The 25,869-nt window shown below is 68.7% G+C and carries 28 protein-coding genes and 1 pseudogene; 10 read left to right on the plus strand and 19 right to left on the minus strand.

Annotation, left to right across the window (positions count from 1 at the left end; all coding sequences use genetic code 11):
* Nucleotides 1-33: 33 nt before the first annotated feature.
* A complete protein-coding gene (locus NL1_RS25140; RefSeq protein ID WP_084510932.1) occupies nucleotides 34-930 on the plus strand; it encodes a cutinase family protein in 897 nt (298 codons plus the stop codon).
* Between the two features lie 65 nt (nucleotides 931-995).
* Here the strand turns inward: NL1_RS25140 and NL1_RS25145 are convergent, their stop codons facing one another.
* Together NL1_RS25145 and NL1_RS25150 are read right to left on the minus strand one after the other, a co-directional pair.
* Entirely contained in the window at nucleotides 996-1,316 is a 321-nt protein-coding gene (locus NL1_RS25145; RefSeq protein ID WP_156095032.1) for a hypothetical protein, read from the minus strand.
* Between the two features lie 201 nt (nucleotides 1,317-1,517).
* Entirely contained in the window at nucleotides 1,518-2,129 is a 612-nt protein-coding gene (locus NL1_RS25150; protein WP_067844168.1) for a histidine phosphatase family protein, read from the minus strand.
* Nucleotides 2,130-2,264: 135 nt separating this feature from the next.
* Here NL1_RS25150 and NL1_RS25155 point away from each other — a divergent pair, with 135 nt between their 5' ends.
* The gene (locus NL1_RS25155; protein ID WP_067844232.1) at nucleotides 2,265-2,843 is read left to right on the plus strand and encodes a Uma2 family endonuclease; all 579 of its coding nucleotides are present in this window, start codon (nucleotides 2,265-2,267) and stop codon (nucleotides 2,841-2,843) included.
* Between the two features lie 106 nt (nucleotides 2,844-2,949).
* On the opposite strand, the gene NL1_RS25160 is transcribed toward NL1_RS25155, so the two are convergent.
* Entirely contained in the window at nucleotides 2,950-3,282 is a 333-nt protein-coding gene (locus NL1_RS25160) for a hypothetical protein (RefSeq protein ID WP_245673520.1), read from the minus strand.
* 139 nt (nucleotides 3,283-3,421) lie between these two features.
* Nucleotides 3,422-6,748 carry a bifunctional lysylphosphatidylglycerol synthetase/lysine--tRNA ligase LysX gene (gene lysX, locus NL1_RS25165; RefSeq protein WP_373862593.1) on the minus strand — a complete coding sequence of 1,109 codons (3,327 nt, stop codon included), beginning with the start codon at nucleotides 6,746-6,748 and terminating at the stop codon, nucleotides 3,422-3,424.
* Nucleotides 6,749-7,005: 257 nt separating this feature from the next.
* Between lysX and NL1_RS25170 the strand changes: the two genes are divergently transcribed.
* A complete protein-coding gene (locus tag NL1_RS25170) occupies nucleotides 7,006-7,227 on the plus strand; it encodes an RNA-binding S4 domain-containing protein (RefSeq protein ID WP_067844238.1) in 222 nt (73 codons plus the stop codon).
* Nucleotides 7,228-7,237: 10 nt separating this feature from the next.
* Here NL1_RS25170 and rraA read toward each other — a convergent pair whose 3' ends face one another.
* From rraA to NL1_RS25215, 9 genes are all read right to left on the minus strand, one after another.
* Nucleotides 7,238-7,723, minus strand: a complete 486-nt coding sequence (gene rraA, locus NL1_RS25175; RefSeq protein ID WP_067844174.1) for a ribonuclease E activity regulator RraA — start codon at nucleotides 7,721-7,723, stop codon at nucleotides 7,238-7,240.
* A 165-nt stretch (nucleotides 7,724-7,888) separates the two neighbouring features.
* Nucleotides 7,889-8,254, minus strand: a complete 366-nt coding sequence (locus tag NL1_RS25180) for a DUF5313 family protein (RefSeq protein WP_067844177.1) — start codon at nucleotides 8,252-8,254, stop codon at nucleotides 7,889-7,891.
* Between the two features lie 87 nt (nucleotides 8,255-8,341).
* The gene (locus NL1_RS25185) at nucleotides 8,342-8,731 is read right to left on the minus strand and encodes a DUF5313 family protein (protein ID WP_067844180.1); all 390 of its coding nucleotides are present in this window, start codon (nucleotides 8,729-8,731) and stop codon (nucleotides 8,342-8,344) included.
* A gap of 3 nt (nucleotides 8,732-8,734) precedes the next feature.
* Entirely contained in the window at nucleotides 8,735-9,190 is a 456-nt protein-coding gene (locus NL1_RS25190) for an SRPBCC family protein (RefSeq protein WP_067844183.1), read from the minus strand.
* 37 nt (nucleotides 9,191-9,227) lie between these two features.
* A complete protein-coding gene (locus NL1_RS25195) occupies nucleotides 9,228-10,157 on the minus strand; it encodes a CopD family protein (RefSeq protein ID WP_156095033.1) in 930 nt (309 codons plus the stop codon).
* Between the two features lie 7 nt (nucleotides 10,158-10,164).
* Nucleotides 10,165-10,713 carry a copper resistance CopC family protein gene (locus tag NL1_RS25200; protein WP_067844186.1) on the minus strand — a complete coding sequence of 183 codons (549 nt, stop codon included), beginning with the start codon at nucleotides 10,711-10,713 and terminating at the stop codon, nucleotides 10,165-10,167.
* A complete protein-coding gene (locus NL1_RS25205) occupies nucleotides 10,710-11,357 on the minus strand; it encodes a YcnI family copper-binding membrane protein (protein WP_067844189.1) in 648 nt (215 codons plus the stop codon). Before NL1_RS25205 ends, NL1_RS25200 begins: the two co-directional genes overlap by 4 nt.
* 38 nt (nucleotides 11,358-11,395) lie before the next feature.
* Nucleotides 11,396-12,061: a hypothetical protein gene (locus NL1_RS25210; protein WP_156095034.1), complete on the minus strand. Its 666-nt coding sequence runs from the start codon at nucleotides 12,059-12,061 to the stop codon at nucleotides 11,396-11,398.
* A gap of 11 nt (nucleotides 12,062-12,072) precedes the next feature.
* Nucleotides 12,073-12,705: a DUF6474 family protein gene (locus NL1_RS25215; RefSeq protein ID WP_067844196.1), complete on the minus strand. Its 633-nt coding sequence runs from the start codon at nucleotides 12,703-12,705 to the stop codon at nucleotides 12,073-12,075.
* 270 nt (nucleotides 12,706-12,975) lie between these two features.
* Here NL1_RS25215 and NL1_RS25220 point away from each other — a divergent pair, with 270 nt between their 5' ends.
* From NL1_RS25220 to NL1_RS25230, 3 genes are all read left to right on the plus strand, one after another.
* Complete coding sequence (locus NL1_RS25220) at nucleotides 12,976-14,658, plus strand: TM0106 family RecB-like putative nuclease (protein WP_307623751.1); 1,683 nt, start codon at nucleotides 12,976-12,978, stop codon at nucleotides 14,656-14,658.
* 46 nt (nucleotides 14,659-14,704) lie between these two features.
* Nucleotides 14,705-16,663: a molecular chaperone HtpG gene (gene htpG, locus NL1_RS25225; protein WP_067844245.1), complete on the plus strand. Its 1,959-nt coding sequence runs from the start codon at nucleotides 14,705-14,707 to the stop codon at nucleotides 16,661-16,663.
* Nucleotides 16,664-17,081: 418 nt separating this feature from the next.
* On the plus strand, nucleotides 17,082-17,798 hold the full coding sequence (locus NL1_RS25230) for a TMEM165/GDT1 family protein (protein WP_067844202.1): 717 nt from the start codon (nucleotides 17,082-17,084) through the stop codon (nucleotides 17,796-17,798).
* A gap of 107 nt (nucleotides 17,799-17,905) precedes the next feature.
* On the opposite strand, the gene NL1_RS25235 is transcribed toward NL1_RS25230, so the two are convergent.
* Nucleotides 17,906-18,574 carry a TetR/AcrR family transcriptional regulator gene (locus NL1_RS25235; protein ID WP_067844205.1) on the minus strand — a complete coding sequence of 223 codons (669 nt, stop codon included), beginning with the start codon at nucleotides 18,572-18,574 and terminating at the stop codon, nucleotides 17,906-17,908.
* Nucleotides 18,575-18,632: 58 nt separating this feature from the next.
* Nucleotides 18,633-19,511: an SDR family NAD(P)-dependent oxidoreductase gene (locus NL1_RS25240; protein ID WP_067844208.1), complete on the minus strand. Its 879-nt coding sequence runs from the start codon at nucleotides 19,509-19,511 to the stop codon at nucleotides 18,633-18,635.
* Between the two features lie 208 nt (nucleotides 19,512-19,719).
* On the opposite strand from NL1_RS25240, the gene NL1_RS25245 reads away from it, so the two are divergent.
* Nucleotides 19,720-20,487 (plus strand): SDR family NAD(P)-dependent oxidoreductase, encoded by a 768-nt coding sequence (locus tag NL1_RS25245; protein ID WP_067844248.1) that lies wholly within the window; start codon nucleotides 19,720-19,722, stop codon nucleotides 20,485-20,487.
* 67 nt (nucleotides 20,488-20,554) lie between these two features.
* Here NL1_RS25245 and NL1_RS25250 read toward each other — a convergent pair whose 3' ends face one another.
* The 3 genes from NL1_RS25250 to NL1_RS25260 all read right to left on the minus strand — a co-directional run bounded on the left by NL1_RS25250 (nucleotide 20,555) and on the right by NL1_RS25260 (nucleotide 22,998).
* Nucleotides 20,555-21,373, minus strand: coding sequence for a class I SAM-dependent methyltransferase (locus NL1_RS25250; RefSeq protein ID WP_067844212.1), 819 nt, complete (start codon nucleotides 21,371-21,373; stop codon nucleotides 20,555-20,557).
* A gap of 123 nt (nucleotides 21,374-21,496) precedes the next feature.
* Nucleotides 21,497-22,024 carry a peptidase gene (locus tag NL1_RS25255; RefSeq protein ID WP_067844214.1) on the minus strand — a complete coding sequence of 176 codons (528 nt, stop codon included), beginning with the start codon at nucleotides 22,022-22,024 and terminating at the stop codon, nucleotides 21,497-21,499.
* A 350-nt stretch (nucleotides 22,025-22,374) separates the two neighbouring features.
* Nucleotides 22,375-22,998, minus strand: a complete 624-nt coding sequence (locus NL1_RS25260) for a superoxide dismutase (protein WP_067844217.1) — start codon at nucleotides 22,996-22,998, stop codon at nucleotides 22,375-22,377.
* 197 nt (nucleotides 22,999-23,195) lie between these two features.
* Here NL1_RS25260 and msrA point away from each other — a divergent pair, with 197 nt between their 5' ends.
* Nucleotides 23,196-23,903 carry a peptide-methionine (S)-S-oxide reductase MsrA gene (gene msrA / locus NL1_RS25265; RefSeq protein ID WP_067844220.1) on the plus strand — a complete coding sequence of 236 codons (708 nt, stop codon included), beginning with the start codon at nucleotides 23,196-23,198 and terminating at the stop codon, nucleotides 23,901-23,903.
* Between the two features lie 71 nt (nucleotides 23,904-23,974).
* On the opposite strand, the gene NL1_RS25270 is transcribed toward msrA, so the two are convergent.
* A complete protein-coding gene (locus tag NL1_RS25270; RefSeq protein WP_067844223.1) occupies nucleotides 23,975-24,586 on the minus strand; it encodes a hypothetical protein in 612 nt (203 codons plus the stop codon).
* A gap of 593 nt (nucleotides 24,587-25,179) precedes the next feature.
* Between NL1_RS25270 and NL1_RS39680 the strand changes: the two genes are divergently transcribed.
* Together NL1_RS39680 and NL1_RS37840 are read left to right on the plus strand one after the other, a co-directional pair.
* Complete coding sequence (locus NL1_RS39680) at nucleotides 25,180-25,545, plus strand: rhodanese-like domain-containing protein (RefSeq protein ID WP_373862594.1); 366 nt, start codon at nucleotides 25,180-25,182, stop codon at nucleotides 25,543-25,545.
* An 85-nt stretch (nucleotides 25,546-25,630) separates the two neighbouring features.
* Nucleotides 25,631-25,869, plus strand: a pseudogene (locus NL1_RS37840) (DUF4328 domain-containing protein); the annotation flags it as partial.

A 25,869-nucleotide genomic window follows, 5' to 3' on the forward strand; every position in this document is an offset into this window, starting at 1 on the left:
ACCACAACCGGGGCCAGGTTGAACTGGAGCAGTATGCAGTTGAAGAAGCTTGTCGCGGCCCTCGGTGCGTCCGCGGCGATTGCGTCCGGCTTGATGATCGGCAGTGGGACCGCCGCGGCGGACAACTGCCCAAGCCTCTACGTGGTGGCCATCCCCGGCACGTGGGAGACCGGTCACGACAAGAAGCCGCAGCCGGGCATGCTGGCCGGCGTCACCCGTGGCCTGCCGGGCTCGGTCGACGTCGACTACGTGACTTACGCCGCGACCGCCTTCCCTTGGGAGGGTGAGGTTTACGGCAACTCGAAGAAAGAGGCGGTCAGCTCCGCGCGCGGGCTGATCGGCGACATGGCCCAGCGTTGCGGCGGCACGCAGATCGCGCTGGTCGGGTACAGCCAGGGCGCGGATGCCGCGGGTGATCTCGCGGCCGAGATCGGCACCGGTCTCGGCGTGGTCGCGCCCGATCGTGTCGCGGGCGTCGGCCTGATCTCCGATCCTCGCCGCTCGCCGACCGACATCCAGGTCGGCCCGGTGGCGCACGGCGCGGGCGCGGGCGGTCCCCGTGTGGGCGGCTTCGGCTGGCTCAGCGACCGCACCCGCACCATCTGCGCGGTCGACGACCTGTACTGCGCCACCGCGACCGACGACTTCGTCACCCGTTTCGCCGGTTTCCTCGCTCAGAGCTCGGACGCCAACCCCGCCAACATCTGGCGCTACCAGCTCGAGGCGGGCGCGATCATCAACGATCTGATGGCCTTCGGCGGCGTGCCGATCCTGCAGTCGCAGCTCACCGACGCGGCGAACCAGCAGCGCGCCAAGGACCTGGAGCGCTTCTACCGCTCGCAGGCGCACACCGTGTACGGCAACTACTCGGTCGGCGGCGGTCAGACCGCTGTCACCTGGATGCACAACTGGATCGCGGGCATGGCCTGATCGGGTCCGTGGACACATCGAAGGCCACCTTCCCCGTGCGGGAGGTGGCCTTCGTCGTTGCCGGATCAGCTGCCGCTGCCCGAGCCGGTGGCCGGGATCCCCTGCTGGTAGACATACGGCCCGGGCGAGTCGTTGTCCGTCCTGGAGAAGTCCCGTCCGCCGTGGCCCGGCCTGCCGGGGAACCCGTGGTGTCCCGGATGATGCGGACGGCTGACATCGGTGCCCTCGAGCGCGACGCCGTCCGACACCTGCTGAACCTGAACGGTGTCGGTCGCGGGCGTTTCGGCACTGGCCGTCGCGGCCACGGCGGCCAGGGGAATCGTCACCATTGCGCCCGCCACGGCGACCCGACCGGCTGCCCGGCGCATGTTCGTTGTGGAAAACATTCGGAACTCCTTCTCTCAGAGCGCGAGTCGCGGTGACTCACGAACTCCTATCGAAGGCCTCGGCGCTGTGTCCCGGGTGCGATGCGTCTGGTAGTCGGCTGTGAGCGGCGGGCATCGCTGTGAATCTGCGGCCGGTGTTAACGGCGGCGGGTTTTCCTGCGATCAGCGGCCCGGTGTTAACGGCGGTGGGCTCTCCTGCGATCAGCGGCCGATGTTACGGGGCAACAGATCCCACACGTGTCCGTTCTCGTTCACGGTCGCGGCGGTGCGGCGGCCGGTGCGGGAGAACAGGATTCGGGTCACCGAGCAGTAGTCGATCGGGAAGGTCAGCGGCCGCGGCAGGCCGAGCACCTCCTGGAGCAGCACGTTGATCACGCCGCCGTGGGCGAAGGCGACCACGGTGTCGGCCGGATCGGTGCTCGCGGCGATCGCCGTCGCGGCCTCGCGAACCCGGTGCACGAACGCGGGACCGTCGATCTGCTCGGGCAGAAATCCGGCCTTGATCCGCTCGTAGGCGTCGCGGAACTCCAGCTTGGCGTCCTCGATCGGGATATAGGCGGGCAGGTCGCGGTCGTATTCGGCCAGACCGTCCACGATCTCGACGGGCAGCCCCAGCTTGGCCGCCGTCGGCGTCGCGGTCTCCCGCGCCCGCCGCTGCGGACTGCTCAGCACCCGCGCGATCCGATGGTGGCTCAACGCCCCCGGCACCCGCTCCGCCTGCTCCCGCCCCACCTCCGACAACTCGGGATCGGCGGGACCGGACGCGTTCCACACCCGAACCGGCTGAGCATGGCGAACGAGAATCAACTGCACCCACCCACTCTGCCGCATGCTCCCGCAGCGGTCCGGCTCAGGTGGCGTTGTCAGGCGGAAAAGGCTCCTGGTGTTCACTTCAAGGCCGTGTTTTTCGGATACATCGCGTCGAAGTGCGGTGACATACTCGTCGCCGTGACCGCCGAACCGTTCCCACAGTGGTTGCGTCCGCCGCCCGGCGGGTTCGTCGCCGAGGACCTGGACCGCCTGCCCGATCTGCCACCGCACACCGAGTTGATCGACGGAAGTTTCGTCTTCGCGTGCCCGCAGTCGAAGTTTCACGTGCTGGTCATCTCATTGCTCGAATCGATGCTGCGTCGCCTCGCGCCTGCCGGCATGCGGGTTCGCCACGGGATGACAGTCACGCTCGGCCGGGACCAGCGGCCCGAACCGGATGTGCTGGTGGTGCGTGCACACACCGATGGCGGTATGGAGAGGACAACCTACTGGTCCGAGGAAGTCGTGCTGGCCGTGGAGGTCGTGTCGATCGAATCCCGAACTCGGGATCGCGAGCGGAAACCTCAGCTGTACGCCAAGGCCGGTATCGCATACTTCTGGCGAGTGGAGAACGGCGACGGGCACCCGGTCGTCTACGTGTACGAACTCGACCCCGCGACAAAGACTTACGCGCTCACCGGCATCCACCACGACCGCCTGCGCCTGAGCGTTCCGTTCCCTATCGACATCGACCTGACCGAGATCGATCGGATGTAGTTCGGGCGAACCAACTCGGCCGCCGACCTGCGGCGGCCTGAGCCGATTCCGCGCCGCACACGAAAGCCCGGGTCGCCTACGCGGCCCGGGCTTTTCGCGTCTCGGATTACTGCTGGCCGTAGGGCGGCTGACCCGGCTGGCCGTACGGCGGCTGACCCGGCTGGCCGTACGGCGGCTGACCTGGCTGGCCGTACGGCGGCTGGCCCGGGGCGCCGTAGGGCGGCTGGCCGTTCGGCGGCTGCTGGTCGTTCTTCTTGCGCTTGTTCATCAGCAGGTAGATGCCCACCACGATGGCGATGACCACGAGCAAGCAGCAGATGCCGCCGAAGATCAGGCCGCTGTTGCTCTTCTTCTTTTTCTTGGCCGCGTACTCCATTGCCGTTGTCCACGTGTCCGGGCTCGCCCACACGGACGGATCCAGCAGGCTGGCGTTGGTCAACAGGTCAACGTACATAAGGTCCCATCCCGATCGTCGAAGGTATCGGCCTCCTCCCGGAGCCGAATCTCAAAGGTTATCGGTCGAATTCGATCATCGTTAACTCTTCGCGGATGCAATCTCTCATAGTGAGATCCTCGCTTCAGCGCGGCTTCACCAACGGGAACGGCAGCGTCTCGCGGATGCTGCGGCCCGTGATCAGCATGACGATCCGGTCGACGCCCATGCCGAGACCGCCGGTTGGCGGCATGGCGTGCTCGAGCGCCTGCAGGAAGTCCTCGTCCAGTTCCATCGCCTCCGGATCACCGTGCGCCGCAAGCATGGACTGCTCGGTGAGCCGGTGCCGCTGCTCGATCGGATCGGTGAGTTCGCTGTAGGCAGTGCCGAGTTCGACGCCCCAGGCGACCAGATCCCAGCGCTCGGCGACGCCGGGGATGCTGCGGTGCGCGCGGGTCAGCGGCGACACCGAGGTGGGAAAGTCGATGTAGAAGGTGGGTGCCCCGGTCTGTGATTCCACCAGGTGCTCATACATTTCCAGCACCACCTGCCCCGCGTCCCAGCCGTGCTGATACGGGATGCCCGCCTCGTCGCACAGCGCGCGCAGCTCTTCCATGGAAGTCTGCGGGGTGATGGTGGACCCGATGGCCTCCGACACCGCGCCGTGCACCGTCTTCACCGCCCACTCGCCGGAGATGTCGACGGCCTCGAACGAGCCGTCGTCCGCGGGTCGCATCGCGACCATGGCGCCGTTGGCGGCCATCGCGGCGTTCTGGATCAGGTGGCGGCAGGTGTGCATCATGCGCTCGTAGTCGCTGTGCGCCTCGTACGCCTCGAGGATGGTGAACTCGGGGTTGTGGCTGAAGTCGACGCCCTCGTTGCGGAAGGTGCGGCCGAGCTCGAACACCTTCTCCATGCCGCCGACGCACAGTCGCTTCAGGTAGAGCTCGGGGGCTATGCGCAGGTAGAGGTCCAGATCGTAGGCGTTGATGTGGGTGACGAACGGCGTCGCGTTGGCGCCGCCGTGCACCTTCTGCAGGATCGGCGTCTCGACCTCGAGGTAGCCCCAGGAGGCCAGCGAGTCGCGCAGCGAGCGCACCACCGCGCTGCGCTTGGCGAGCACCTCGCGGGCCTCCGGGTTGATGGCCATGTCGACGTAGCGCTGGCGCACCTTGGACTCGGGATCGGCGAGACCTTTCCATTTGTCCGGCAGCGGGTGCAGGCATTTGCCGTTCATCCGCCAGTCGGCCGCCAGCAGGGAGAGCTCGCCGCGGCGGCTGCGCCCTATCTGGCCGCTCACCTCGATCAGGTCGCCGAGGTCGAAGTACTCGCCGAACTCGGCGCTGCGCTCGGCGCCGACCCGCTCGCGGTCGATGACCAGCTGGATGTCGTCGCTCCAGTCGCGCAGCACCGCGAAGATCACCCCGCCGTAGTCGCGGATGCGCAGCAGCCTGCCGCACACCCGGACCGTGGTGCCGCGCGGCGAGCGCCGGGCCGCGGCCACGGTGTGCGTCGGCGGATAGGCGACCGGGTACGGATCGATGCCCGCCGCGGCCATCCGGTCCAGCTTGTCCATGCGCACCCTGACCTGCTCGGGACGGCGCGGGAGCTGTTCGGCGACACCGATTTCCGGCGCTTCCGGAGCGCTGCCGTCGGCGTGTAGGCCGGTGACGGTGCCGGGCACCGCGCTGTGCAGACCGGTGTGCGTCGCGGTCTCCGGCTCCTTGCCGAAGCGCGGCAGGAAGCCTTCGGCCAAGGCGCTGGCCATCGCGACCCGCGGCAACTGCCTGCGCTCCTCGAACAGGAAGAAGCGAGGCACCCAGTGCGGCTGGTACTTCACGTTGGACCGGTACAGCGCCTCCAGCTGCCACCAGCGCGAGAAGAACAGCAGCACGCCGCGCCAGAGCCGCAGCACCGGCCCCGCACCGATCCGCCCGCCCTCCTCGAACACCGAGCGGAACACCGCGAAGTTCAGCGACACCTTGGTGATGCCGTGCTCCTCGGAGGTCAGCGCCAGCTGCGAGATCATCAGCTCCATCACGCCGTTGGGGCTCTGCGGGTCGCGGCGCATCAACTCCAGCGACGCGCCGGTGCGGCCCCACGGCACCAGCGACAGCATGGCGAGCACCCGGTCCTGCTGGTTCACCGCCTCGACCAGCAGGCAGTCGCCGTCCAGCGGGTCGCCCAACCTGCCGAGCGCCATGGAGAAGCCGCGCTCGGTCTCGGTGTCGCGCCAGGCGTCGGCCCTGGCGATGACCTGCGGTAACTCTTCGGCGGGGATGTCCCGATGACGGCGGATGCGCACCGAAATGCCGTGCTTGCGTAGCCGGTTCGCGGCCTGGCGCACCTGCTTCAGTTCGGGACCCGCCAGCGAGAAGCTCCTGGTGTCGAGGATGGCTTCGTCGCCGAGGCGCAGCACGGAGAGCCCGGCCCTGCGATAGGCGGTCGCTCCGAGTTCGCCTGCGCCCATGACGGCGGGCGCCCAGCCGAATTGATCGGCCAGCCGCAGCCAGGCGTCGATCGCCTGCGGCCAGGCCTCGCGGATGCCGATCGGGTCGCCGCTGGCCAGGCAGACGCCCAGCTCCACCCGATAGGTGATCGCGGCCTTTCCGCTCGGCGCGAACACCACCGCCTTGTCGCGGCGGGTGGCGAAGTAGCCGAGCGAATCCTCCTCATCGGCGCGGTCGAGCAGGCCGCGGATCGCCGACTCGTCCAGGCCGGTCATGGCGTTGTCCGCGCGCTGCGAGCGCAGCAGCGTGATCACCGCGGCCAGCAACGCGATCGCGCCGAACAGGCCGAGCAGGAAGTTGACGAACGGACGCGGGTGACCGTCGAAATGCTCGTTGTCCACCAGGATCGCCGCGGTCACCCGGTACACCGCCCAGCCGGGGCGCTGCCAGCCCTGGGGCAGCGTGCCGGGGAACAGTTCGACCAGAGCCCAGCCGAGCAGACAGCCGACGGCCAGCCCGCCGATCAGCACGCCGAGCGCCTTCCAGCCCGCGCCGGGGCGCACCTTGGTGTAGAACTCCCGCCAGGAGGCGATCAGCACGCCGATCACGCCGAGCTGCACGATCATCGCGACGAGCGCGTCGATATCGCCTTCGGTCGCGAACTCCACCGCGTTTGTCAGTGCGAACAGCGCGAGATAGCCGACGAGCAACCACCACGCGATCCGCTTGCGACTGGCGATCGCGCCCGCCATGAGGCCGACGATCAACGCCCACATCAGGTTGGTGTCGGGCGCGTCGAAGTAGTAGTTGTCGAGGTAGCGGCGCGGCACCTCGGTCAGGAAACGGAGGGCGGGGGAAAGGCTCCAGAGGAAGCACAGCACCGCGAAGACGCCGAGCACGGTGCCCGCGATGTGCGGGACCTGAGTGAACCGTCCGTGCCCGCGGTGCGGGACCGGGGGAGTCGGCCTGTCCGCCGGTAGCTCGATCTCGGAACGCTCACCGGCTTGCGTGGAAGTCACCAACCCAGTTTGTACGCTGCTCTGTTGGATTGCCGCGCCTTCGCGCGGCGTGTTCGCGGCCCTCGATGTCTCGCGTCCCAGCGGTCGAGACTCGCGACTGCGTCGCATGCGCTTCGACCGCTGGGACGCGAGACGGGCCGCGAACGGGGCTCGTAAGACTCGCCCCCGGGGTGGTCGAGTGCGTCCGGAGCGGGTGTGTGCGGGGGTGCGCGGCGGAGGCGGTTTGCCGATCCGGGGTTACTGGCGCAAGGATGTACGCCATGTCGGATCCAGTCGATGTGCCGATTGATGACGACGTCATTCGGCTCGGCCAGTTCTTGAAACTGGCGAACCTGATCGAGTCCGGGGCGGAGGCCAAGACGGTGATCGCCGCGGGCCTGGTGCGGGTGAACGACGAGGTCGAATTACGTCGCGGACGGCAGTTGCACGCCGGCGACGTCGTCGCCCTCGCCGGTCACAAGGTGCGGGTCGCCCCGGACTGACCGGGGCGGTTCAGGATTCTGCGCGCACCACGATGCCGTCGTGGTCGCTGTAGAGCATCTCGCCGGGCACGAAGGTGACGCCGCCGAACTCCACCGTCACGTCGCGCTCACCGCTGCCGGTCTGGGTGCTCTTGCGCGGGTTGGTGCCCAGCGCCTTGACGCCGATGTCGAGGGTGCGCAGGATCGCCGAATCGCGCACTGCGCCGTTGACGATCACGCCCGCCCAGCCGTTGTCCACGCCGCGGCCCGCGATGATGTCGCCGACCAGCGCGGTGTGCACGCTCGCGCCGCCGTCGACGACGAGCACCGCGCCATTGCCCGGTTCGCTCAGCGTCTGCTTGACCAGCAGATTGTCCTGGAAGCAGCGGATGGTGGTGATGCGCCCGGAGAACACCTCGCGGCCGCCGAACTGAATGAACTGCGTATCGCAGCTGCGGATCTCGGGGCCGATCTCGTCGGCCAGATCGGCGGTGGCAATGTTCACTGATTCGGTCACGGGTGTCAGCTTAGGTGGGCGCGCCGAACGGTGGCCGCGGCCGGTTGCTCGATGTGAGCTGGGTCGCTACTCGCTGCGGCCCGCCACGGTGGCCGCCGGTGCGCGCTGTCGTGGCGGCCGTCGACGGCGACGGGCGCGGATGCCGTCCGGCTGGTGTCGCCGGCGTCAATGATGTCGATAGCGCAGTTCGTACAGCGCGCGGTCGTGATCGGAGATCTTGTTGTGGTCCAGCAGGTCCGGGCTCAGGCCGTGTTGAATCAACCGGAAGCGCCGCCACACATAGCTCAGCGCCACCGTGAAAACGACCAGCGGGACGACCATCATCACGATCATGCCGATCTTGAGCGGCATCGGCCCCGGGAACAGCAGCACGAGCGCGAAGAACGGGATGATCGGCACGAGGAATCGGACGAGGTACCGCTCCATGGCCCCGTGTCCGACGAGGTCGTGGACGACCCACTCGTGCATGTCCTCGGGAAGCTCGCGGCCCAGATCGTAGGCGATCCGTTGGCCGAATCTGGGTTTGTTCATGCCTACAGGCTATGCCCGTGATATAAGTCACCGCCAGCCTCCGGACGCCGCCGACGGGCGCTTTTCCGGCCGCGGAGCGGCGCGTATTCAGGAGCGGCCGTGCCTGCGCTCGTAGGCCGATCGGTCCGCCGCGGCCCGCTCCCTGGCATCCGCGTCGGCCAGCGCCGGGTCGAGCCCGTGCTTGATGAGGCGGTGCCGCCGGTAGACGTACAGCAGCGCCACGGTGAAGTAGATCAGCGGCAGGTACAGCAGCGCCATCATGGCCAAGCCCATCCACAGCGGGCCGGGGACCAGCAGGAACAGGCTCAGCACCGGGATGATCGGCACCAGGATGCGCACCAGGTAACGGCGGGTGGCGCCGGGGCCGGTCAGGTCCGCGCGCACCCACTCCGACATCGCCGGTGGCAGCGTGCGGCCCCAGATGTAGCCGATCCGCTGGGCGAAGGTCGGGGTGGTGCGCTCCGGAGACGCGGCCACGGGTCAGGCGCGGCTGGTGTGGAACGCGGCGATCTCTTTGACGAGGTTGTCGGTGGTGTGCTTGACCGCGATCTTCACGAACGGCTCGATGGTCTTGCCGAGCGCCTTGCCCGCCAGCCCGCCGGGCACCCGGTAGTCGATGATGGCGTCGACGGTGCACAGCGAGTCGTTCTTGGGGTGGAACAGGAAGGTCGACACGATCTCGAAGCCCTTGATCGACTTGATGCCGATGGCGAAGTTCTGCTCCCAGCGGATCACCTCGACGCGCGAGTGCAGCGACGCGGGGCCGAGCTTGATGTGCCCGTCGAAGACGGCGCCGACGCCCTCGGTCTGCTCGCCGACCGGTGTGAAGGACTGGATTCCGTGCAGGAAGCTCGGCAGGTTCCGGTAATCGTTGACGTACTGGAACGCTGATTCGGCCGACCCGGCACAGTCTTCGACGATCTTCACTTCGGTCATGCGCCCAACTTTAACGGGTTTCCCCTGCGGTAGCGGATCACGCCGTGACGGCGAGGGTTGCCGCCAAACCGAAGGCCACGGCCATGACGGTCACCTCGAGTACGGCGCGGCGCAGCGAGCCCGTCGCGTCCATCCGGTGGTCGGCGGCGCGCCGGACCCAGGTGCGCCGCCACCACCAGCCGAGTGCGAGCAGGCCCGCCAGCACCGTGGTCTTGGCCAGCAGGATGCGGCCGTATCCGGTGTCGAGCAGCGGGCCGAAGCCACCGAGGCGGACGAGCCCGTTCACCACGCCCGTCGCCGCGACCACGCCGATCAGCGGCAGCGCCACCGCCGAATACCGCGGCAGCGTCACCGCCCATTCGCCGCGCGTGCGTACCACCAGCGCCAGTGCGATCAGCAGCCCGAACCAGGCCCCGGCCGCGAGCGCGTGCACCGCGCCGAGGACCGAGCCGAACGGCTGCTGCGACATGTGGCCGGTGATCGGGCGCAGCGCCACCGCCACCGCCGCGAACACCAGCACGAGATCGGTGGAGGCCGTCTCGCCGCCGCGGAAGGCCAGCGTCGAATAACCGGCCACCGCGGCGGTCGCGACCAGGATGGCGATGCCGACCTGGCCGCCGCTGATCTCGGTGAGAAAGGTGCCGAACTGTTCGGCCGACAGCCGCCGCGTCGGCACGCCGACCACCTCGGCCGCCTCGAAGACCAGTACGACGAACTCGGTCCCGCACCAGGCCCCGGCCAGGGCGGCCAGCATGCGCCACGGCGGCGACAGCCGTTCGTGCAACCGGGGGAGCGCGGCGAGCCCGAGAACTGTCGCGCCGAGACCGTCCGCGAGCACCCGCACGGCTCCCTCGGCGGGCGCAGGTCCCGCGGTGAGCAGCCAGGCCAACCCCACCCCCAGCAGACCGGCCGGGACGATCAGCAACAGTGTCCGCGCGTCCCGGATGACGGTCGGCCCGCCGCTCACCGTGTTCTCACCGGCGCTTCCCGCCGCCGAATCCGATCAGTGCGACCGCGAGACCGCCGCCGAACAGCACGACCGCGCCGATCACGAAGATCCACACCGGGATTCCGTCGGACCCGTCGTCCTCGGTGGCCCTGCCCTTGGCGTCGGCACGCGGGCCCGGCGTGCCCTTGCCGGGCTGGCTGAGCGTGAACGTCCGCTTGCCGGTGACCGGATGGCCATCGGCGGAGGTCACTCGATAGGCGATGACGTAGGCACCGGCCGGGCCGAGTTCGCCCACCTCGACGCTCACCGTCTTGCCGTCGACGACCGGGTCGCCCTTGGACCAGAGGTTGCCGTCTGGGCCGGTGAGCGTCAGCGACGGGAAGTTCGGCTGCAACTCCTCGTTGAAGGTGACGCTGATCCGTCCGGGACTCGTGTCCACGGTGGAGCCGTCTTCCGGCACGCTGCCGACGGCGGCCGAATGCGCGGCGGCGACGCCCGCGGTGGCCAGCCCGAAGCCGAGCAGCAGCAGGACGGCGACAAGTGCGCCGCCGAGTCGTCGAGTGGTGGTCCTCATGAGCGCCTCCTGATCAGGCTGCCGAGTCCGAGCCCGACCGCGAGCACGCCGAGAGCCAGGCCGATGCCGCCGAGCCAGCGCGCCGTGTTGTCGGTGTCATCGTCCGCGGTGGCGCCGGTGTCCACGCGGTGTCCGTCGCCGTGATGGTCACCGCCCGCCGCGAGGGTCACCGTGGGTGCCGGGTGCTCGGGCTCCGCACCGTCGGGGCCGACGGGCTGATTCCAGTCGACCACCTTGCCGTCGCTGTAGGTCTGCTTGGCCGGGAAGCTCACCGTCTCCGTGGCGGGCAACGGGCCGAGCGAGACGGCGAAACGCTGGAACTGGCCGGGGCCGACGCCGGGCGCGCCGGGGTCCGCGGTCCAGGTCACCGCGATGGCCTCGGATTTGTCGTTGCGCTCCACCCGGGCCGTCCAGCCCGGCATGGGTTCGGTGCGCGCGCTGCGCACGTTGGGCAGCGTGACGGTGAGCGCGGTGGTGGACGCGGTGTCCGATTCGGTCGGCACCCGGAAGGTGACGACGGAGTAGCTGCCCTGCTGGGCGCCTGGCGCGTCGGCGGTCACGTGCGCGGCGGCGACGCCGCCGGAGAGCAGCACGAAACCCACGGTCGCCACCGCACCGCAGGCATGTGAAAGAGAACTTCGCATGGGGGGCTTTCTGTCCGAAAGGAATTGGGGTGCGCGGATCAGGCGAATGCCGGTGGCGCGCGCGGCCCGATGGCTCCGTTCGGAGGAAAGCAGTAGGTCGAAGTCGTGGGATCGGACCAGCGGCCTGCCCTGGCGACCGGCAGGCGCCGAGGCTCGCCGAGAACGGCTCGGACCGCGCCGGTGACGATCCCGTACAGGCGCTCGGCGGCCAGGATCAAGGCCGCGCAGCCGAGTGTCGCGAAAACATGCGCGACCAGCATCCAGCCGCTCGGCACGAAACCGGCCAGCGGCGCGTCACCGCGCGCGATGTGCGAGGCGCGTTCCCCGTGCGCGTGCCCGAGCAGCCCGGCCAGCACCGCGTGCCCGCCCAACTGCCCGACCGCGAGTGCCCCGATCACCGGTCCGGCACTGACGCGGCGCGCAAGGCGGCGTCGAATGTCGGAGCTGCCGCGTTGTGTGCTGCGTGGCCACGTGCGCTCGGGCGTGCGTGTGGCCCAGAGCCGCCCATGCGGTGCGCCGCTAGGTGTGAGTCCGGCCGTCGCCACGCACCCCGCAACCGCCGAAATCGTCAGCAGCAGGGCGAATTCCGGCGAATCCGGGTAGCCCCCGCCCGCGGCGCCGTGCGCGGCGACGCTGAGCAGACCGACCAGCGCGCCGACCAGGCCGCCGCGCGGCCAGCCGGTGCTCGGGCCGGGACGCATCACGGAGACGGCGTTCAGCTCACGCCGAGCCGGGCGAGCACGTCGGCCTCGATGCCGGACAGCTCGTGCGAGATCGAGGTGTGCACGGCGCGCCTGCGCGAGGCGGGCATCTGTTCGGCGGTGCGGATGGCGGCGCCGAGGCTGTCGAGCCGGGCGCGGGTGGCGGTGACGAACTTCTGTCCCTCGCCGCCCTTGTCGTCGATCTTGCCCAGCGCCGCTTCGGCATTGGCGATGCGGGCCTGCAGCTTCGCGCCGTGCCCGGTGTAATCGCCGAGCTGATCGATGCCGATGCCGAGCTGCTGCGCGCGGCGGGTGTCGAGCTGGCCGCGGACGAAGGTGGCGCCGCGGTAGGCCAGCGGCGCGAGCACCGGAACGAGGACACGGGCCACGCCGAGGTACTTGCGCACCTGGCCCGGGCTGAACACGTCGCGCTCGGCCTTGGACGCGATCTTCAGCGCGGCCTTCTCCTCGGCCTGCAAGGTGGCGATCTGCTGCTTGGCGACCTTGCGCTGAGTGCGGGCTTCCTCGCGCTTGGCCTTGCGATCGTTCTTGGCGAAAAGCTTGGCCTCCATCGCGGCCTTGTGCTTGAGGGCTTTGGCCTCGGCCCGGCGACTCGGACGCCGCTTGCGCTTCGTGAACAACCCCATCGGAAGGCCCTCCGTCAATGCTGTGTGCCAGGGCAGCGCTTGCGGCGCGAGGCCGTCTGCCGTCTACCACGCGGTTTGCGCCCACCTTATCGGGTCGACGGCGGCGGCAGCGAGGGCACACCGTGTCCTGTCAGGGGTCTGGACCATACTGCATACGTGTATTCGGGCAGCGGTGACCGCGAGGGTCGCAAGGACGACGGCTCGGCCGCGGACCGGTCGAGTGACCTCGCCGCTGCCTTGGACCACGACGGGCCGACCGAGAACGCGCCGATCGAGAAGGCGCGGGCCGCGTTCATCGACGCGCGAGCTCTGATCGGTTGCCGGCACCGGCTGCACCTGGATGCGGACCACCCGCAGATGCTCACGGGCGTTTCGGAGGATCCGGGGGTGCGCCAGCGGCGGGAGGCCGCGACCGCCCATCGCCATCGGGTGCGCGACGCGCTCGTCGCGGCCGATCCGGACAACTGGGTGATCATCGACCCCGGGCTGCGGGCGTCGGATCGCGCCGCGGCCACCATGCGCGCGTGCGCCGCTGGGGCGCAACACATCTGGGGCGGCCTGCTGCCGCAGGAACCGGACACCGGCAGGCGCGGCGGCTCGGAGATCCTGCTGCGCGATCGGGATCGCGGCGGCTACATCCCGGTCATCGTGGTCAACCACAAGGTGACCGATCCGCGCAAACCGGAACCGGCCGACTTCCACCCGACCACCTCGGACCCGTATCGCTGGGATCCGCGCCCGGATCCCTCCCGGAAGCTGCGCCAGCAGCCGCGCGACCAGCAGCGCCTCGCCCACCTCTACCGGATGCTGCAGCGCCACGGGCTGGCCAGTCCGGCGCTGGTCGGCGGCGTCATCGGCTACCACTTCGACCGCATCCTCGTGCACGATCTGGGCCCGCTGCTCGACGACTACGACCGCCGCTACGCCGACCGCATCGCGGTGGTGCGCGGCGAGCTGCCGACGGTGCCGTCCAAGGTGCCCGAGTGCAGGCAATGCCCTTGGTGGACAAGGGGAGTCGAGGGCCCCAGCTGCGAGGGCTGGCTGGCCGAGCACCGCGACGTGAGCCTGGTCGCGCCGGGCTCGCGTGCCGAGGTGCTGCGCGGGCACGGTGTGGAGACCATCGACGACCTGGCCGCCTGGACCGGCGACGACCCGGACGACTGGCAGCACGGTCCCTTCGACGAGGCCGTGGTCACCGCGCGCGCCTGGCTGGCGGGCGCGCCGCTGGTGCGCCGCTACGACCGGGTGCAGGTGCGCCGCGCCGATGTCGAAGTGGACGTGGACCTGGAGAGCTTTCAGGAGCACGGCGCCTACCTGTGGGGCACCCTGCTGGACGGGCGGTATCGGCCGTTCGTCACCTGGGATCCGCTGCCCACCGATGACGAGGGCCGTTCCTTCGGGGAGTTCTGGACCTGGCTGATGACGGTCCGCGCCGAGGCCGCGACGGCCGGGAAGACCTTTGCCGCCTACTGCTATTCGCGCACGGCCGAGGACAAGTGGCTGTACGAGTCGGCGCGCCGGTTCGCCGGGCGTCCCGGGGTGCCGACGGTCGACCAGGTGCGCGCGTTCGTGGACGGGCCGGAGTGGGTGGACATGTTCCAGGCCGTCACCGACCAGTTCATCTGCCCGAACGGCAAGGGGCTCAAGAAGATCGCGCCGGTGGCCGGTTTCGCCTGGCGCGACCCCGAGGCGGGCGGCGAGGCGTCGATGAGCTGGTACCGCCAGGCCGTCGGCTACGACGGAGCACCCGACCTGACCCAGCGCACCCGCTTGTTCGAATACAACGAGGACGACGTGCGTGCCACCCAGGTGCTGCGCGAATGGATGTCACCGCGGGTGCCGAATCCGCATTGTGCGGAAGTGGAGGTGCCCGCGCTCGCCGATTTCGGGCGCGCTCCGGAGTTGCCCGCCGGTGGCCGTGGCGCCGCTCCCTCGATCGGCCGCGGCGCCTGAGCGGGCGTGCGGCGGTGCCGCCGGTCCGCGGCGGTACCATCGCGACGTGACTCAGCACGTCGAACAACTCGAGTTCCAGGCAGAAACCCATCAGCTGCTCGAGCTGATGATCCACTCCGTCTACTCCAACAAGGACACATTCCTTCGGGAGCTGATCTCGAACGGGTCCGACGCGCTGGACAAGCTGCGGCTGGCGTCCTATCAGGACAAGGACCTGCACGTCGACACGTCCGACCTGCACATCGAGCTGGAGGTCGACAAGGACAATCGCGTGCTGACCGTCCGGGACAACGGCATCGGCATGTCCCGCGCCGAGGTCGTCGATCTGATCGGCACCCTGGCCAAGTCGGGTACCGCGGAGCTGCGCAGGCAGCTCAAGGACGCGAAGACCGACGCGGCGGCCGAGGAGCTGATCGGCCAGTTCGGTATCGGCTTCTACTCGACCTTCATGGTGGCCGACCAGGTCACCCTGACCACCCGCAAGGCGGGCGAGACCGAGGGCACCCGCTGGGGGGCGGGCGCGGGCAGCTCGACCTACACCATCGAGGCCGTCGACGACGCGCCGCAAGGCACCGCGGTCACGTTGCAGCTCAAGCCCGCCGACGAGGAGGACCACCTCTTCGACTACACCCTGGAGTGGAAGCTCAGGGAGATCGTCAAGAAGTACTCCGACTTCATCGCCTGGCCGATCCGTATGCAGGTCGAGCGGACCGTCACCGAGGGCGAGGGCGAGGACAAGCAGGAGAAGACCGTCCTCGAGGAGCAGACCCTCAACTCGCAGAAGGCGCTGTGGACGCGTCCGAAGAGCGAGGTCTCCGAAGAGGAGTACAAGGAGTTCTACAAGCACGTCAGCCACGCATGGGACGACCCGCTGGAGATCGTTCCGCTCAAGGCCGAGGGCACGTTCGAATACCAGGCGCTGCTGTTCATTCCGTCGCACGCGCCGTTCGACCTGTTCACCCGTGAGCACAAGCGCGGCGTGCAGCTCTACGTCAAGCGGGTGTTCATCATGGACAACTGCGAAGAGCTGATGCCGGAGTACCTGCGCTTCGTCAAGGGCGTGGTGGACGCGCAGGACCTCTCGCTCAACGTCTCCCGCGAGATCCTCCAGCAGGACCGGCAGATCCAGATGATCCGCAAGCGCCTGGTGAAGAAGGTGCTCTCGACGGTCAAGGAGCTGCAAGGCGCCGAGGATCAGGAGAAGTACCAGACCTTCTGGACGGAGTTCGGCCGCGTCCTCAAGGAGGGCCTGCTCTCCGACTTCGACAACCGCGAGACCATCCTGCAGGTCTCCTCGTTCGCCTCGACGAACTCCGAGTCCGAGCTGACCACGCTCGCGCAGTACGTCGAGCGGATGAAGGACGGCCAGGACGCGATCTACTACATGACTGGCGAGTCCCGCCAGCAGGTGGTGAGCTCCCCGCACATGGAGGCGCTCGAGGCCAAGGGGCTCGAGGTGCTGATCCTCACCGATCCGGTCGACGAGATGTGGGTCGGCTCGGTGCCGGAGTTCGACGGCAAGCGGTTCCAGTCCATCGCCAAGGGCGAGGTGGATCTGGAGACCGAGGAGGAGAAGAAGGAGTCCGAGGCGCTGCGCGAGCAGCAGGACAAGGACTTCGCCGAGCTGCTGACCTGGCTGGGCAAGGCCCTGGAGGAGAGCGTCAAGGAGGTGCGCCTGACCAACCGGCTCACGACCTCGCCCGCCTGCCTGGTCGGTGACGTCTTCGACTTCACCCCGATGCTGGAGCGGATGTACCGGGCCTCGGGTCAGATCCTCCCGGAGACCAAGCGCATCCTCGAGCTCAACCCGGCCCACCCGCTGGTCACCGGCCTGCGCGACGCGTACGACACGCGCAAGCAGGACGCGGACGAGGGCAAGGTCCCCGAGCTCACCGAGACGGCCGAACTTCTCTACGGCACCGCGGTGCTGGCCGAGGGCGGCGAGCTGAAGGATCCGGCGCGCTTCGCCCACATCCTCACCGACCGCCTCACCCGCACGCTGTAGGTTTCCCGCTTCGAAGGCCCTCTCCCACTTCGGGAGAGGGCCTTCGTCGTCTCTGGGTATCCGTATGTCTTCGTCCAGGGTCCCTGCCTTGCCGATGAGGGTTTGCTGAGAGGGTTGTGCGGGTTACCGAAACTCATGGGCAGGAGCACCAAACTTATTGTGCGCATTGCGATTTGGATGACATCGGGTTGGCGTCGGGGAGGTTGCTGGGGTAGGGTCGGAAGCAGCGAAGGGGAGTAGCCCCCAATCATGCAGTCGACATACTGACCCGCCGCCTCCCCGAGGCTCGGGTCCGGTTGTGTGAACCGGGTTTTCATCCGGTGGGCGAGACCTTCGGCCTGAACAACCATGCGTTGTCGGCCGGAGGCGTACCCAGATCTCCGGCCGACAGGTCGGAGACCCGGGAGTACGTCACAGAATGATCGCCACCATCCTGCTGAGCATCGGCATCGTCTTTCTCGCCGAACTCGGAGACAAGTCTCAGCTCATGGCGCTGACGTTCGCGCTGCGCTATCGCTGGTGGGTGGTACTCGGCGGCATCGCGACCGCGACGGCGGGCGTGCACCTGATCTCGGTCGCGATCGGCTACTTCCTCGGCGCGGCCCTGCCCACCCGGGCCATCTCCCTGGTCGCCGCCCTCACCTTCCTGGCCGTCGGCCTGTGGACCCTGCGCGAACACCTCGGCGCTCCCGACGAGCACGACGAGCCGAAGGCGCCCCGCTCCACCGCCGCCCCGTTCCTCGTCGTCCTCTCGGCCTTCCTCCTCGCCGAACTCGGCGACCGCACCATGTTCGCCACGGCGGCGCTGGCCACCGACAACAGCTGGTTCGGCGTCTGGCTCGGCTCCACCGTCGGCATGGTCGCCGCGGACGCGCTCGCCATCGCCGTCGGCATCGCGGTCGGCAAGCACCTGCCCGAACGCCTCATCGGCATCTGCTCCGGCCTGCTGTTCCTCTACTTCGGCACCGCCACGTTGCTCGGGGCGGCGGCTCCGTCGCTGAGTGCGCTGGCGGGTATGGGGCTTGCCGCGATCGCTCCGGTGGCGCTCGGTGTGGCGCTGCTCGTGCGGCGGGGGCGCTTGCGGGAGGAGAAGATCGGGGGCGAGGCTGCCGTCGCGGAGGGTGTGCAGCGGTAGGGGTGAGGGGCTGTCCCGAGTTCGGCCGGGGTCTCGTCCGGTCGGTGGGTTTGTTGCGGGCGGTGTTTCAGGCGAGCCCTACGCAACCACGCCGCGCCGAAGCGACCTCAGGCCCGTACCTCGTGCACCATCGCATACCCGTACAGCTCACCACTGCGCCGAATCATGTCGAGCAGCGGCGCGCACAGCCCCCGCAGTCCTTCCAGGTCGGCGGCGGCCATGCGCGCGGTGACCATCGCGCTGACCGCGGCGGCGAAGGTCTGGCAGGCGAAACGCTGTTCTTCGGTGTGGGCGTCGAGCACCTCGGCGATCACCGCGACGAACGAGTCCTGGAGCTGGGCGCGGCGGGTCAGGGCGTCGGAACCCACCGCGTAGACCTCGACCAGGTAGAGCCTGGCGTAGGCGGGGTCCTCGATGAGGCCCTCGAAGTAGGCGTCGAGCAGGCGCTCCATCCTGTCGAGTTTCGTTTCGCTCGTACCGTTTTCGGCCGCCGGTTCGGAGGCCTCCGCGATCCGGTCGACCAGCCGTTCCACGGCGCGTTCGTAGGCGGCGGCGAAACAGTCCTCCTTGGAACGGAATTGCTCGTAGAAGGTCTCCCGCGAGACGCCCGCGCGCTTGAGCACTGCCGCGACGGAGGTGCCGACGTAGCCGGCGATCGCCATGGTCTCGGCCATCGCGTCCAGAATCCGTTCCCGCTGCGACGCGATCACTTGCTCCCGAGGTAAACCGTGCCTGCCCCTGGGGAGTTGGCGTGCGGTGCCTGCGGTGTCGGTCATGCGGTGACTCCGGGTGATTCGGTGGGGCAGGTCTTCGACGGGCCGTGCACTGCGCCCATCAGGCGGGCCGCTCCATTCTGCGTGGCCTGCTGGGTTGTTCGGTGGTGAAGGGGGCGTCTTCGGCGCGGGCGATCTCCAGCGCCTCGGCCACCCCGCGACGCAGCGTGGCGTCCACGATGCGCTGGGCGAGTGGGCGGAACGGCAGTGCCACCGCCACCCACCATGGCGAAACGATCTGACGGGCCCGGCGTGCGATGGCCCGTTCGGCGGCGTCGATGGCCGGGCCGAGCGGTGCCACACCCGAGACGGTCGCGCGGCCGAGGATGGCGCGCGCCGCGGCCGTGCCGAAGCCGCGGGAGGTCATGTCGGTGTCCAGTTCGGCGAAGTACGCGATGCCGACCTTGGCGCCGGTGTGCCTGATTTCGTTGCGCAGGGTGTGGCCGAGCGCCTCGACCCCCGCCTTCGACGCGCTGTATGCCCCTGCCAGCGGCAGATTCACGGCGGCCGCCAGCGACGAGACGACGAGCACATAGCCCTGCGGATGGCAGATGTGCGGGCCCGCGGCGCGCAGCGTGTAGTAGACGCCGAGCACGTTCACCGCCAGCGTCTCCTCCATCACCGAAGGATCTCCGCCGATCAGCGCCAGTTGCTTGGCCACCCCGGCGTTGGCGACCACCACGTCCAAGCCGCCGAGCTCGCTCGCCAGCGTGGTCACCACCCGCTCGACCTGGGCCGGGTCGCCGATGTCGCAGTACCGCCACGGTGCGTCGCCGCATTCGCGCGCCACCTCGGCCAGCAGATCGGGTTCGAGTCCGAGCAGTGCGACCGACGCCCCGTGCGCGTACAACTGCCTGGCCAGCGCGGCCCCGATGCCCCGCGCCGCCCCGGTGATCAACACCCTTCTACCGGCGACGACCGGGCCGGAGAACAGCTTCATGCGGCGACGATACCACCGATGAACAGCGATGTTCGCAAATATGTTCGCTCCGCCCGAGGGGTGAGAGAAAGTCATGCCGATTCTCTCACGAAGGGCCGTCGGGAGTACCGTCGAATGTGCTCGGGCGGGGTGCGGGCTCCGCCCGGGAGCATCCATTAGGGTGCAATTGACAAAGGGCCAATTGGCTGTCACGAACGAGAGGACCATCGTGGAGATTTCGGGTTCCGCCGCCATCGTCACCGGAGGCGCATCCGGCCTCGGCGCCGCCACCGCCAAGCGATTCGCCGAGCTGGGCGCCACTGTCTTCGGCCTGGACGTGCCGCAGTCGATCGAGCGCGCCGGTGACAGCGTGCCCGCCGGGGTCACCCTCATTCCGGCCGACGTGACCAGCGGCGACGAGGTCTCGGCCGCCATCGCGAAGGTGGTCGAGTCGGGTGCGCCGCTGCGCATCGTGGTCAACTGCGCCGGTGTCGGCTGGGCCGGGCGCATCCTGTCCAAGAACGGCCCGCACGATCTGGAGCTGTTCCGCACCGTCATCACCGTGAACCTGCTCGGCACCTTCAACGTCATGCGACTCGCGGCCGACGCGATCGCCAAGACCGATCCGGTCGACGAGTACGGCCAGCGTGGCGTCGTCATCAACACCGCCTCGGTCGCCGCCTTCGAGGGCCAGGTCGGCCAGATCGCCTACTCGGCCTCCAAGGGCGGCGTGCACGGCATGACCGTTCCTGCCGCGCGCGACTTGGCGCAGTTCGGCATTCGCGTGAACACCATCGCCCCCGGCATCATCGACACCCCGATGCTGGCCGGCGTCACCGAGGAGTACCGCAAGGGCCTCGAGGCGGGCGTGCCCTTCCCGTCGCGCCTCGGTCGCCCGGACGAGTACGCGCAGCTGTCGCAGTACATCGTCGAGCACGACTACCTCAACGGCGAGACCATCCGCATGGACGGCGCGCTGCGCATGGCGCCGCGGTAATCCGCGTCGCACGCGACGGCCGCCTCCGATTCGCTTTCGGGGGCGGCCTTTTCGGTCCCCATGGTGATCAGGGCAGGGGCTTGTGGCCGATGCCGAGGAACGCCGTGGTGGCCAGCGGGGTGTTGGGACGGTAGTTCTCCGCGAGGTAGGCCCGCATGGACTCGGAGCGGGCGGCCCACGCGTCCTCGCCGATCGAGCGCCGCAGCAGCATCATCGGCGCACTGCTGCGCGACATCTCGTCCCACATCCGGTCCGCGTCCGGGTAGGCCACCGTGGTGGTGTGACGCTGGATTGACACCCCGGCGAATCCCGCGCCCCGCATCTCGGTGGCGAAGACCTCCGGATTCTCCAGGCTCAGGAAATTCGGCTGCGGCTCCTGAATGGTCGGATCGCCCGCCGCCAACGCGCCGAACATCATGCGCATCAGCGGGGATTCGGCCACCGGCGCCCAGCTCGACACCACCGCGATCCCGCCGGGCCGCAATACCCGGAACAGTTCGGCGAAGCCCTCGAGCCGATCCGGGAAGAACATCAGACCGAACATCGAGAAGCCCGCGTCGAAGCTGTTGTCTTCGAACGGCAGTGCCTGACCGTCGCCCACCTGCACGTCGACATTCGTGAGACCGGCCTCCCGCGCGGCAATCCGGAGGCGTTCGAGCATGTGCTCGGCGAAATCGACGGCCTGCACCCGGCCGACCCGCGCGGCGGCGGGCAGGGTCAGCGTGCCGGGCCCTGCGGCGATATCGATGATGTGCGCGTCGGCGGGTAGATCGGCGAGTTCGAGCGCGCGGTCGGAGAACGGCGCCATGATCGCGAGCGCGGATTCGGCATAGCCGTCGGCGACCAGATCCCAGGGTTCGGCGGCGGCGAGGGGATTTCCGGACATTCCACGATCCTTTCGACCGTGACAGGCTAACTGTGCAGCCCCCTCGCAAACCACCAACTCACGCGAATACGGCTGCGCACGAAAGTGTTCGAGGCAGCCGTGCGGCGAACGGCGAAGACCCGCTCAGGCCGCGAGCAGCATCGCGAGCACGGCGGTATCCGGATCGCTGATCGGATCGAGCCCGACCCGGCTGACCAGCGAGGTGACGGTGCCGTCGTATTCCGCCTCGGCCCACGCGGCGCGGTGTTCCAGACCCAGGTGCGGCACACCGGGCAGCAGCACGCAGCCGGACGCCGCGCCCGCGCATTCGGGCAGCGACGGGCGTGTCTCCGAGGGCGGGTGCAGCATCAGCAACGCGGGCGGCACGTGATCGGCGAACCGGCCCGGCTCCAGCGCCTCCTCACCCAGTACCGTGCCCTCGGCGAGCACCAGCCCGACCGTTCCCGGCTCCGGGTCGTCGGGCAGCTCCTCGCGCACGCCGAAAACGGTGGATGTGGCGAGCAGGCCGGGCAGGCTCGCCACGCGCACGGCGAGCACCAGAACCTGCGCCCATTCTTTGGTGGTGTCCGGCCAGCGACCGGAAATGACGAACCCGCGCAGCGACCCGCGCGAGTGGAACGGCGTGACGCCGATCGGCCCGTTGGTCCGCATCGTGCCTCCCGAGATCGAACCGGGGGCGGCCTTGCCCGTCCTCGAACTGTTGGATTCAGAGGATGACTCACGGATCATCTGGCACACAAGTACCAATGAGTGCTAATCGGGCGCAGAACAGCGAAAAGCCCGCCGGGCGAACCATCTACCCGGCGGGTTTCCGACTGCGTGCATCGGAATCAACGCACAGTGCTCGCACTACCAGCCCTGCCTAGGGCGAGTCTTACGAGCCCGTTCGCGGCCGTCTCGCTTCCGAGTGGTCGAAGCGCATGCGCCGGAGGCGCGAGTCTCGACCGCTCGGAAGCGAGACATAAAGGCCGCGAACACGCGCGCGCCAGCGCGCCAAAAACTCAGCCGAAGATGAGGCCCTTGCCCTGGGTGACGGCGCGGGCGAAGCGCTCCTGCACGTCCTCCCAGTTGACGACGTTCCAGAACGCGGTCACGTAGTCGGCCTTGACGTTCTTGTACTGCAGGTAGAAGGCGTGCTCCCACATGTCGACCTGCAGCAGCGGGATGATGCCCAGCGGGACGTTGGCCTGCTGGTCGTAGAGCTGGAAGGTGAGCAGCTTCCCGCCGAGGGTGTCGTAGCCGAGCACCGCCCAGCCGGAGCCCTGCAGGCCGTTGGCGGCCGCGGTGAACTGCGCGCGGAACTTGTCGAACGAACCGAACTGGTCGTCGATCGCGGCGGCCAGCTCGCCGACCGGCTTGTCGCCGCCGTTCGGGGAGAGGTTCTTCCACCAGATGGAGTGGTTCACGTGGCCACCGAGGTGGAACGCGAGGTTCTTCTCGTAGAGGAAGATCGCGCCGTGATCGCCGGATTCGCGAGCCGCCTCGAGCTTCTCGAGTGCGGTGTTCGCGCCCGCAACGTAGGCCGCGTGGTGCTTGGAATGATGCAGCTCGTTGATCTGCCCGGAGATGTGGGGCTCCAGGGCGCTGTAGTCGTAATCCAGATCTGGCAGCGTGTACTCAGCCACGATGTCCCTTTCTCAGTTGTCGGGCTGTGGCGCCCGGAGTTTCGAGCGCTTCCAACCATCATTCGTACACCCGCTCGGTTCCAACCGGGCCGTGTGCCCCCTCATTCCATCGGAGATCGGCCGATCACGCAGTGGTTGGTTCCGGCGTGAGCCGAAGGGCGGTTCGAGCGCGAGCATTCGTGAGTAGCATCGGAACCATGTCGTTCTTCGACGAACTGGTCGGACGGATCCGTCTCCCGGAGCCGGCGATGGTGACCGCCGAGCAGGCGCTCCCCGGCCGGGAGGAACCAATTCTGGTGCCGGATACCCACTTTGTGAACGGCAATCCCATCCGTCCGCCATTTCGCGAAGGCACGCAGGTGGCGGTCGTCGGGATGGGCTGTTTCTGGGGCGCGGAGAAGGGTTTCTGGGAACTCGACGGCGTCTACACGACCGCGGTCGGTTACGTCGGCGGGTACACGCCGAACCCGACCTACGAGGAGGTGTGCAGCGGCCGTACCGGGCACACCGAGGCGGTGCTCGTCGTCTTCGATCCCGCGGTGCTGGATTACGCGGGCGTGTTGAAAAACTTCTGGGAAGAACACGATCCGACCCAGGGCATGCGCCAGGGCAACGACCGCGGCACGCAGTATCGGTCGGCGATCTTCACGCTGAGCGACGAACAAGCCGCGCTGGCCGTGCGCACCGCGCAGGCCTATGGCAAGCGGCTGGCGGAGGCGGGGTACGGGTCGATCAGCACCGAGATCGCACCGTTGCCGACCCCGGGCGCCGGCGGTCCCGGACCGAATCTGTCCGGGTTCTATTACGCCGAGGGCTATCACCAGCAGTACCTCGCGAAGAATCCCGGCGGCTACTGCCCGGTGCACGCGACGGGGGTGACCTGCCCGGTCGGGCTGGGGGCCTGAAAAACCTTGCGCGAACGGCGAACCGCCGCGCACCCGGTGTGATTCGGGCGCGCGTGGTCGCGGGGGCTCGGTTACAGCGGCGGCACGATGCCGGGACGCATGGTGCGCGGATCGCCCGCGTCGTGGGCCTTCCACCAGCGCGCACCGCCCGCGATGAAGTCGGCGGGCGCGATCTCCTTGCCCTTGGCGTCGTGCACCGTGACGTTGTCGAACCACACGCGCACGTCGAGTTCGCGCGGGTCGATGCCCTCCTCCTGGGAGAACTCCAGTACATGCGAGGGGGTGTGATCGTCGATCTTGGTGTCGAAGCTGAGCAGCTCGCGCCACAGCGCCCACCCGCTGTCGTCGACGTCGATGAATTCCCAGCCGTGCAGGCGGCCGCCGCCGAAGCTGCGGATCGCCTCGGCGAGGCCGTCGAGCTGCAGCGGAAGGACTTCGGCCTCGATGTCGTCCCAGCGCTGGATGCGCAGCGAGGCCGCGACTCTGCTGACACCGGTGAAGTGCAGTCGAACCTGATGGTCCTGTGGCGCGGCCTCGTCGGCGGGAACGGTCATGACTGTCAGATCGAGGCGCAGTGTCGCCGCCTTCGGGTCGATCTCGAGTCCGAGGCAGGTCGCCTCCGAGATCGCAGTATTGAGTCCGGTCGAGTCCAGTCCGTCGAATAGCCCCCTGCGCCTGTCCATGCCCTCAGGCTACCGACAGCGCCAGCTGGAACCCGGTATTTCAGTTTTTCACTAGTGTTCTCGTTTTTTCTGGAACCGAATCGTTCGCTGCTCCGTCCAAGTAGATGTCGGGACCCGCTCGGCCGCGGTTCCGAGGCAGCGGCGAACGACCGCTCCGGGATGGACAAGGAGGGGAGTCCCGGATCGGTCGTTCGTGACCCCCGCTTCGCCGAGGATGAGCTGGACGGGCCGCGTGGGTCCCGATCCCGTTCCGATCGGGAGGGGTCGAGTTCGCGTGAAGTTTGCTTATAGCCGCGCCCTGTGACTTCCTCGACTCGCGATAGGTACGGCCTGTGGATCAGGTTGTGGATTGTGTGGATAACTCCGATAAAGAGATGCACAGGTCGGCACCGAACGGGGCGGGCATAGGGGAACTGCGCCGGAAACGTACTCGGGGTACGAAATTGTCCGGCGCACCCCGACCCCGCAACCATTCGGCGTTACGCCCGTCGGCGTCACCGGGCCGAGTCCGCCCGAAAATCCCCGCACGGCGGGAGCGGAGGCAGGGGTACGCCTGGTCCACGGCAGTGCGGCGATCATGGCAGGATCGAATCGTGACGAGCCCCGAGTTTCCGTCGGTGTCGGTGGACGCCCTGCCCGGCGAATTCGACCACAGCGAGCGACCCGGCCCGGTCCGGGCGATCCTGCTCGACGTGCGCGAAGACGACGAGTGGCAGCTCGGGCACGCTCCCGGTGCGATCCACATCCCGATGGTCGACGTGCTCGCGCGCATCGACGAGCTGGACTACGACGCCGAGCTCTACGTCATCTGCAGGCAGGGCGGCCGGTCCATCGAAGTGGTGAAATACCTGGCCCACGTCGGTTTCGAGGCCGTGCAGGTGAACGGTGGCATGGTGGCTTGGCAGCGGATGGGTCGCCCGCTGGTCGCCGAGGGCGACCATCCGGCGAAGATCTACTGACGAAAGAGCGAGGTGCCCAGGCAATGAGCGTCAGGCCGGGAAGCGGTAGCCCGCGGGACAACGCCGGGCGAGCGAAGGACACGCTGTGAGTACCGTGCTGCAGCCCTGTGCGCGCTGCGGCGCGCGGTGGGCCGTGCACGGCCCACCGATGCACTGGTGCCCGCGCTGTCACGGCGTGCTGCTCTCGCCGGGGCCCATCGACGCACCCGCCGAACGGCGCAACTACCGCTGGGTGGCGCGCCGCCCGGACCACCGGAACGGCAGACCCGTCACGGCGGTCGGCCGCAGGCCCGCCTCGCCGACCCCGCGCTACACGCAGATCCC

This window comes from Nocardia lijiangensis NBRC 108240, assembly GCF_001613045.1.
Classification (GTDB): domain Bacteria; phylum Actinomycetota; class Actinomycetes; order Mycobacteriales; family Mycobacteriaceae; genus Nocardia; species Nocardia lijiangensis.